Consider the following 9,010-nt stretch of genomic DNA (forward strand, 5'->3'; position numbering starts at 1 on the left):
TGTCCCCTTTGCCATAAAACTCTATCGTCCTTGATGTGCTTGTGCCGTATATTTCTATAGTTAAAGTTTTCATATTGCCTACGGTAAACTCTGTACCGTTGCCAGTGCTTGTTGCAGCATTATGAAATGTATGTGTAGTTATCTGTGGCAATGCTGCAAAACTATAAGTGCCATCGCCATTATCTATCAGCTTAACACTATGACCGTTTATAATTGTATAAGTATCAGCCATAATATTATCATCCCTTTCATATCATAAAATAAAATAAAAGGGCAGTTTCCCGCCCCGAACCAATGTTATATTACGATATAGTGTATATACGCATATCCAGCTAACCCTGCTGCTGAACCGCTTGCCGTTGATGCAGTTACCCATTTGCCCGAAGCAAGTTTTTGCCTTGCTTTTCCGTTTGTACCCACATCATTTATATTATCAAAAGTACCTACTGCCGTACCTACATCAAGCCCATCAATAAGATTATCGCTTGAAGTAGTACTGCTTGTAGCAGTTGTGCCAACATCAATAGTACATGCCGCAGTTGATTTTGTGGTAACGTCTATAATAACCCTTTCCACTATGATTGACGAGCTTTCAGGATTAGCCCACGACAATACGCCACCGCCTGTATTTGCACTACCTAACGCCAGCCTGATAACTTTTACAGCTCTGTCAGTACCATACAAAGTATTAAGTTGTGCAGCAGTAGCAGTTATTTTTGTGCCTCTTTGATAAATGTATCCATCCGTATCAGCTATCTGTCTTTCATTTTCTGAGCTATCCTTCATGTATAAATTATCTATAAGTTTAGGCATACGTTATCTCACTCCTTTACAATAAAAATAAAGGGCAGTAATAACTGCCCTTATATTATACTCCTGTACTAGCAACAAGCCCTCTCCAGTCATTATAGCCGCAGGTCATTCTTGCATAACCATACATAAACCAGTCAACTGTCTTTGGTATCGGTTGGCTATCGAATATCGGCTTCTCTCTCCACAGGAATAACAAATTCTCAATGGAAGAATCCTGTACGCCCCATATATTATCATCAAGGTAATCCATTATTACAGGAATAAGCCTGGGAAGTACATTAGTATCGTTAGACAATTCGCCTGCAACCTTTTCGCTTCTTAATATGGTGTATGCAGTCCATTCCAGGTTAGCGGCAACAAACAACTTATCCGCTATAGCCTGTATTTTTAGCCCGGCTTCGTCAACCTGATCTCTCATCAGCGTTAGCGCGCTCTTTAGGTTGGCATCTGTCAATGCACCAGTAACAAGGTTTTTCCCAAGACTGCCGCTATCAGCTAACGGGTGACTGTTCGAGAACAAAGCAACACCATCATAGCCAACATTGCTAAAACCGTTATTAATTATTTCAGCAGCAAGCACTTCGCAGGTTACTCTCAAACCTTTACCCAATGCTTGTGCACTGCCGCCCTTGCCAATACCTTTCATTACATTATACAAGTCATCCTTTACGAGCTCCCATGTAATCGAGTACCCCTTGTCATATCTTGCAGCCGTAAATGTTGCAACTTCGCCTTCACTCATGCTGTCTTCATTAATTACATTACCCTCGGTATTGGTACCCCACATTCCAAATCCACCAAGATGCGGGTATGTCACTTCTTTCCTGTCCATTTTGTCAACCTTAAATAGTTTTGAATATTGCTCGGGTTTTTCATTGTATGCATTCCATATTATTTTTTTATGGATTGGGGTCAATAATTCCCCAAAATTATCCCTTGTCATCTTCATATCTTAACCACTCTCCTTTTGAATTAATTAATTACGCCATACCAAATACCCTGTTGCAGAGTATTACATCAGCAACCTTATTAGTCGTATCAACATTGCCTACAACTTGGATATATCCACCCGTAGTATCTGTAACGTCAAAGGTATATGCGGCTGTACCCAAGTCATATTTATTGCCTATTGCAGGCGTTCCCGCACCTTCGTAAGTCATTTCATATATGCTTGCAGGGTTTATATCCACAGCTATAATGTCATTAGCAGTTGCGGTGGTTGTAACTATATCAGTATTGGCAACACCTAATACAGTACCAGCCGCAGCAGCATCAGCAGCTATAGATACTTTATTTGAAGACAAAACAACAATATCGCCTGCATATATCGTTTGTGAATTATTTACAGGGAAATACCTGTAAACAGGGGCAGTCCCGTTCAGGCTGCCTTTATAAACTAGCCTTTTAGCCATCTAAAAATCACCCTTTCTTTTTTAATATTTTGTTTAATTGGTCTATAGATTTTGAATGTTTGGCAAAGTAGTATTCCTGCGGTGTCATGCCTGCCAGCTTGGCAAGCTCCATTTCGTCCTTGCTTAATCTGAAACGCTTCTTGTTTGTACCGACTTCGCCGTTATCCGTTGAGTCAAATACCATATCCTGTTTCTTCTTCAAGTTGGCAAGGACTCTTTGCTCAACCTCTCGCTCAATATCAGCCCTGCTCTTGGTTATCTTGTTTTTACCGAACTTAGCAAGGTAAGCTTCCTCTGCGCTTAATCCAGTTTTGTCCATGAATTCTTCAAGCTCATCCCTGTACAAATCAATATCGCTAAACAATGGGTCTTTGGCAAGCTCTTTGAACTCCAAATCACGGAATTTTTTCTGGACAAGCTTTTTCACGGTAACAGCTTCATTTTGTGTTTTATTGAATTTTGATTTGAGAATTTTTATTGTCTTTTCATCAAAGCCTAGTTCAGCAAGTTGTTTATCCAAATCATCAGCCTCTGTTTCTTCTATAGTCGTATCTTTGATTGAATTCAATTTTGCTTCCAGTTCCTCAACTCGTTTTTTCCATTTCTTTCTTTCAGCTATTACCGCATTTCTTATGATTTCGTTATCCTTGCTGTCTGGTCTTGGTTGTTTGCTTTTACTTTCAACCTCTGCTGTATCATCTTGGGATATGTTTTCTGTTTCATCTTCCAAATCTTCTACATCAACCTCTATTACATCCTCTTCGGTTTCCAAATCTTCAATACCATCGGGTATATCAAATTCAACGTCATCACCAGCAAACAACTGTAAATTAATCTTAAATAAGCCTTTATTCATAAAATCAACACTCCTTTACTCCTTTTCTACGTGTGAGAACACGAATTTTTATTGCGGCTTTATCGCAAGCCGAAGCGTATTTCACAGTTTAACGACTTGTGAAGGTCAATAAAAAAAGCTCATCCTTTTAAGGACAAGCCTTTAGAAATAATATATTAAACACAAAATTTAAAACTATATAATCCCAAGTTTCTCTTTTACCAGTGCTTTTAGCTCATCTGACTTCATGGTTACAATATTGCCGGCAATATTAAGTTTTTTGGCTTCTTTTATAAGCTCCTGCCGGCTTAGTCTATCAATATTTATTTTTACCTCAACATTTCCCTGTTTTGGCTCATTTGAAGCTTCACATTCATTATCACCCTCCTTAATTGCAAGGTCTAATATTTTATATCCATTATTAGCCGGTGAAAGGTAAGCAATGTATTCCTGCCCACAATCACACACGGCACGCATAAACTTTTTTACCCTGTTGCCGTAAAAATTGACAAGATTAATCCCAAGTGTAGAAGAATTTAAAAATGGCGGCTTCAAATTCATACCGTTTATTTCCTTATCACACTTGACACATTTAGTAGTTTTTAAATTTTTTAGCAATAAAATCCCTCCTATCTATATAATTTTCCAGTTATATACTCATCTACCGTTACAGATTGCCCTTCCCAGCCACAATGCGGGCATCTTGCCATATCCTTTTTCTTGTGCCTGTATGCCCCTCTTTCACACTTCGGGCAAATAAGCCTCTGCCCGTAATGCCTTAAAATATCATCGGTACCTATAACAAGTTTTCTTTCGCTATTGCGAATATTATCAATATCATATTGCCACCACGGGTGTTTAGTCATATGTTTTATAAATTTCTGTTCCTGTTCATACGGTTGATTTTGGCGAATTACCATTTAGCAGCTCTCCTTTCATTTCGGCAAGTGCTGCTGGTGCACCTTTTACAGTTAAGCCTTCTATGTCATAATTCTGTCCCTCCCCTTCGGGTATATCAAGCCCTGCAATATCTCTGCCTCTTGTAGCCCTTAACATCTGTAACTGCTCCAGCTTCTTTATCTTTTCCTGCTCCTGCTCCCATGACGTTTCAGGCAATACACCAAGCTCCCTTATACGCTGCCTGTATTCCTGTATATCCATAGCACCATTAACAAATGTTTCTTTTACTGCATTATATCTAAACGCCTTATTATTAGGTATTCCTGCACCTATGCTTACAATAATATCAAATGTTGCATTCTTCGTTGCAGGCACTTCGTTACCATTTTCGTCCTTATCCATTGCCTGCATATACTCCGGTACAGGTAAATCCGGATTAATGCTTAACCATTGCTGCCTGTATTCTTCCGATACTGGTATAAGCCTGGGCACTTTTTTTAACTTGCTAGGGTTATACCAAAGGAATGTATTTCTCTTATTTGTTATCCTGAACGCCTGTTCTTCCGTCCAGTTTTCTTTAGCAAGCTCCAAAGCATATTCAAGTGCTTCTCCCAGTGTTTCTTCTATCATTGCTTTATCATGGTCTATGCCTGCCAAGCCTGACTGTTGCAATGCTAATGCTTCTGTTGCAGTATCAACACCTCTTTGCCTTATACCGGTAAGCTGGTCGGAAAATCTTGATATAATCTGCCTTTCATTATACAATGCCTGATTCCTGCGTTCAAAGATATAATTCGGCATTTCTGGAGGTTTAACCATTTGCCATGCCGCAGGATCAGCTGCCGGTATATTTAATCCTGGCTCGTTAGTCCATTTGTCTATATCAATACCAGAAGCTGTACCGACAACTTTTTGGATATTACCTGTCAACCTTGCATTAATTCTTATTTGGTCATCCAAATCATTAATTAAATCTTGTATATGGAATAGCAATTCCGCTGTTGATTTTGCATAGGTTGTACCTTCCCTTGCCATGTCCGGGCATATAAAGAACGGGTAAATATCTTTAGGGAATACAATACTTGAATGTTCCTCACTATCCCACAGTTTTATCCCGCAGGAGCTCATTTGAATAAGCCGTATTTTCCCTTTCTTCTTTGTAAATACAAACATATGCATATAATTATCCCTTGTTATATCATCATGCTCCGAACTTTCCTCACCAAACAGCCATTCCGATTCCATTGGATGATATGCTGGTAAGATAGCAGTTGCCTTATCTTCTCCAAACGTTTCCTCTGCCCAAAAGATTGACTTATTGCATACCGCAATTACAAATCTACCGCTTTGTATATCATAAACATCCGTAATATTCGGGTCAAAAAATACATAAGCAGGATTCCAACACTTGAACTCCGGCAGCCCCATTTTGTCTAGTGCTTTCGGATTCCACATGACAGATATAATCCCAAGCCCAAACTTTTTACGCCGCCTTGCAAATACTTCAAGCTTTTTGCGCATTTTGTTTTTGTCAATAATAAACTGCCCGATTATTTGGGCATGTTCTGCAAATGGCACATCTGACGGTTCACGAGGATTGGCTAAAATTGATATATTATGCTCAACAGTTAATGCGACTTGCCCTTCTATGTTAGGGTTAATTATATTTGTATTACTTCCAGGGTCGTCATCTGATTCCGGAAGGTTAACATCACCCTCCCAGTACAAGTCCGCAAGCTCCCACTTGTCAAACAGCCCTCTTGATTCCTTGTCCTGCCATGAGCTTTTAAACCAATCCATATACCTATCCGTTAGTTTTATATCTTCTTCCGTCATTAACTTTTCCCGCATCTCTTGATGCTTTTCCATTCTTTCATCATACGTCATCTGTATCCACCTCGTTTACAGAAGCTTTGCGTTTCGGTTTTATAGGTTGGTAAAGATTATTGTCTTTGCTCTTGTAGTTTTCGTAATAAACCTCGTATGTCCGCAATGGATTTCTTAAACTAGGCATAACCCGTTTAACAACAGCATTTTTATCGCTATTAACTTTAACCTCTTTTTTTACAGTAAAAAAGCAGGTCATATAACCTGCCGCAAATATTAATGCCCCTATCAATATTTCAAGCATAATTTACCTCCTGTTATTAAATATTCCTGGTCTTCTTATTGACAAATCGATAATGCCCATATCCTTCATTTCCTCCGGAGTGGTAAATCCGTTTACAACTTTCTTTGTCTCTTCTTTTTGCACAAAGGCATACATAAGCCGGTTCAATGCCTGACTTGCGGCGTCAACATCGTCATCCCTTTGCTCCTTCTTTTCCGGCCTGAATGCCGCACACTGTTCAATAACTTCATTTGCCCACAAGCATTTTTGCCATACCCCAGGTGATACTTCTATCTCATCAGGAATAAATACATTTCCAGCTTCCCATAACGGGAGTACTGCGTTTACTCTCTCTGCCTTACTTTTTGTTGCTTTAACCGGTATAATTCCAGGTATCTTTGTCCTAAGCATTTGTATTACAGCCGGTCCGTTTGCCTTATCTTCTATCAACTTAATCAATGCTTTAGGCCATTTTTTTGTCATAAGCCGTATATTATCCATTGTTTTAATAATATCCATGGGATATGCAATACGGTCTAAAAGATAGCAGTTTGCCCCAATCCTGCCCCATACATGCCCTGCAACGAAGTCGGTACCATCGGTATCCTTGAATGTACAGTCCCATGACTGCACTATTTCGTTAAATCCTACGCCTTTTTGCATCTGCAAAGAAAGCCTGTACCGTTGCCAGTAATGTCGCTTTATCATGTTGCCTTCAAGCGAAGTCGGCCGTTGCTGGTACAATGCATTCCATGCCCTCTCCCCGCCCTGGAGCGGATCGTTCTTATAGCTCTGCATTTCCTTCTCAAGCCATTTTTTATCCTTGCCTATCTCCGGAAATAAAGCATCCCCAGGCTGTCTACCGGTTTCTGCTTCGTATTTTTCCGCTATTGCAGGGAATGAAATAACAAACCAGTTTTCCGGCTCCGTATCTTGCAAATATCCCGCCAAATCGTCTTCATTCCAGCGGGTCTGTATAAGGATTATTTTACCTTTTGCGCTTCTCCTTGTACGAATAGTGTTAAGCCATTCTTCTATAACGAACTTCTTATAAGCTGGACTATCCGCATCCTGCCTGTTTTTGTAAGGGTCGTCTATGATAATCAAATCACCAGGATTACCGGTAATAGAAGCCCCTATACCTCTGCTAATCATGCTTCCCCTTGTTTTTTCTATTTCAAATTCCGCTGCTGCCTGGCTATCCCTAGATAATTCTATCCCAAACAAAAGTTTCCCGAACTCTTCTATTTTCTGTTTATTTCTTCTGCCAAACTTAACGGCAAACTCGTCATTATAACTGATTTCAATTACTTTGCCGTATGGATTACGGCCTAAAAAATATGATGGCAATGTTTCTGTTATTGTACATGATTTCCCATGCTGAGGCGGTAGCTGAATAATAAGCCCAATATACGGTTCTCCATTCTCATTTTTTAGTTCATCCCTTAAAAGTTTATCAACGGTATCGCATATATATACAAGAAACTTAGCAGGTATCCATCGCCCCTGATGGACAAACTCCACATACTTTGCATACTTCTCCCTTGCAAGCATTGCATCCCTTTCAAATATAAGCCTTGCAAGCTCTTCCTTCGCTTCCTTTAATCGCTGTTCTCTTTGTTCTTTCGTCATTTCAGATACAGGTATTTTCGATAAGTCTTCCTTCTTTTTTGCCATATTATATCACCTGCTATTTATTCTTGTGCTTGAAATACTCTATCTGCCGCAATCTTTTCTGTGCCGCTTCTTTTGTTTTATACGGCTTGCTCAATCTCTTGCCGCTTTCAGAATATACTACATAGCCTTTGCTTGTCTTCTTTATCATAAGGCATCACCTCTTAACGATTTTTATTGATTTTTACTACTTTTGCAGCATACTTTTCTGCATCAGTGAACGGCAAATAAAAAGCCTTGATTGTTTCTTCTTCTTTTTCTTCGTATCTTCCGGATTTGTGTAATAACTGTAATAAACTTTTTTGAAATATAAAAACAATGTCAAAATTACCTTGTATATATAAAAACGAATTATCTTTCCTGTATATGCCGCTTTCAACAAAACTATTTTCTATACAAGTCCTTTCCGCAATTTCAATAGAAAGCCTTTTTGATTTTGAACACCAATTATCAAGCTTTATTTCAATGCCTTGTTTGTTTTCGCCTTTTTCGTACTGATACTTGCGTGATGTATAATTTTGAATTACTATACCCATATCGAATAATAAATCAACAACAAAGTCTTGAAATTGATTACCTTCTTCTTCCGAATTTTTGTTTTTACTATTCGGGTATCTGGTTTCCATATACATCCCACCCTTTGCTTTTCTTTCGTGCAAACAATTCAATCCGTCTGCCGTAGGGGTAAATTGTATCTATTATCTCCCTGAAATACTCTGGTTTTTCGCTATGTTCCGTACGTTCTATTGATACAACACTATCAAACAATTTGTTCACATCTGGTTGACAACTTCCTCTTGTGCATATAAGTAAGAATTCATGGCGTACACTATTGTAATGCCCCATATTATGTTTTATTTTGTCCCATACAAAAGAAGCTTTGTATTTAAATCCCCATGCCCTTATTACTTGGAACGATTCTTCAAGTATTGGGGAAGTTACCCATAAAAATAATACTGCATTATCTTCTGCAATATCTTTTATTGGCATATCACATATTTCTTGAACAGTCATAAGCGGATAATGGTCTGCCTGTTCAACAAAAGTATCCGGCATATTGTTTCCATACTTCCAGGGCGGGTCTGCATATATTACACGATACTTGCCTTCTATTTGTGGAGCTTCTTTAACATTTTCCTTTGCCTTCTCACGCCTTACCTGAACATAGGCCTGATGTATTGTCATTTCATTTTTTGAAAGTTTTTTATCAATCTCCGGTGGTAATATATTTTTTTGTATAGCTTTATAGACAACATCAGCCTGTGC

At 38.8% G+C, this 9,010-nt stretch carries 13 protein-coding genes; all 13 read right to left on the reverse strand.

Features of this window, described 5'->3' with window-relative positions; genetic code table 11:
• Window positions 1-232 (reverse strand): hypothetical protein (locus PLH43_RS11890; protein ID WP_324363374.1); only part of this gene is annotated, 232 nt, incomplete at its 3' end.
• 65 nt (window positions 233-297) lie between these two features.
• The gene (locus tag PLH43_RS11895) at window positions 298-813 is read right to left on the reverse strand and encodes a hypothetical protein (protein ID WP_324363377.1); all 516 of its coding nucleotides are present in this window, start codon (window positions 811-813) and stop codon (window positions 298-300) included.
• Window positions 814-868: 55 nt separating this feature from the next.
• Window positions 869-1,762 (reverse strand): Mu-like prophage major head subunit gpT family protein, encoded by an 894-nt coding sequence (locus PLH43_RS11900; protein ID WP_324363380.1) that lies wholly within the window; start codon window positions 1,760-1,762, stop codon window positions 869-871.
• A 31-nt stretch (window positions 1,763-1,793) separates the two neighbouring features.
• Complete coding sequence (locus tag PLH43_RS11905; RefSeq protein ID WP_324363382.1) at window positions 1,794-2,225, reverse strand: hypothetical protein; 432 nt, start codon at window positions 2,223-2,225, stop codon at window positions 1,794-1,796.
• Window positions 2,226-2,232: 7 nt separating this feature from the next.
• Window positions 2,233-3,081, reverse strand: a complete 849-nt coding sequence (locus tag PLH43_RS11910; protein WP_324363384.1) for a hypothetical protein — start codon at window positions 3,079-3,081, stop codon at window positions 2,233-2,235.
• Window positions 3,082-3,255: 174 nt separating this feature from the next.
• Window positions 3,256-3,678 (reverse strand): hypothetical protein, encoded by a 423-nt coding sequence (locus PLH43_RS11915; protein ID WP_324363386.1) that lies wholly within the window; start codon window positions 3,676-3,678, stop codon window positions 3,256-3,258.
• Window positions 3,679-3,689: 11 nt separating this feature from the next.
• Window positions 3,690-3,980: a hypothetical protein gene (locus tag PLH43_RS11920; RefSeq protein ID WP_324363388.1), complete on the reverse strand. Its 291-nt coding sequence runs from the start codon at window positions 3,978-3,980 to the stop codon at window positions 3,690-3,692.
• A complete protein-coding gene (locus PLH43_RS11925) occupies window positions 3,952-5,847 on the reverse strand; it encodes a hypothetical protein (protein ID WP_324363390.1) in 1,896 nt (631 codons plus the stop codon). The genes PLH43_RS11920 and PLH43_RS11925 overlap by 29 nt, the downstream gene beginning before the upstream one ends.
• Window positions 5,837-6,091, reverse strand: coding sequence for a hypothetical protein (locus PLH43_RS11930; protein WP_324363392.1), 255 nt, complete (start codon window positions 6,089-6,091; stop codon window positions 5,837-5,839). The genes PLH43_RS11925 and PLH43_RS11930 overlap by 11 nt, the downstream gene beginning before the upstream one ends.
• Window positions 6,092-6,094: 3 nt before the next feature.
• Window positions 6,095-7,747 carry a phage terminase large subunit gene (gene terL, locus PLH43_RS11935; protein ID WP_324363394.1) on the reverse strand — a complete coding sequence of 551 codons (1,653 nt, stop codon included), beginning with the start codon at window positions 7,745-7,747 and terminating at the stop codon, window positions 6,095-6,097.
• A gap of 13 nt (window positions 7,748-7,760) precedes the next feature.
• A complete protein-coding gene (locus PLH43_RS11940) occupies window positions 7,761-7,895 on the reverse strand; it encodes a hypothetical protein (protein ID WP_324363396.1) in 135 nt (44 codons plus the stop codon).
• Window positions 7,896-7,908: 13 nt separating this feature from the next.
• Entirely contained in the window at window positions 7,909-8,370 is a 462-nt protein-coding gene (locus tag PLH43_RS11945; protein ID WP_324363398.1) for a hypothetical protein, read from the reverse strand.
• The coding region (locus tag PLH43_RS11950; RefSeq protein WP_324363400.1) for an MT-A70 family methyltransferase at window positions 8,348-9,010 on the reverse strand (663 nt) is incomplete at its 5' end. The genes PLH43_RS11945 and PLH43_RS11950, both read right to left, overlap by 23 nt.

It is taken from the genome of Acetivibrio sp. (assembly GCF_035371925.1).
Taxonomy (GTDB): Bacteria; Bacillota; Clostridia; order Acetivibrionales; family Acetivibrionaceae; genus Hungateiclostridium.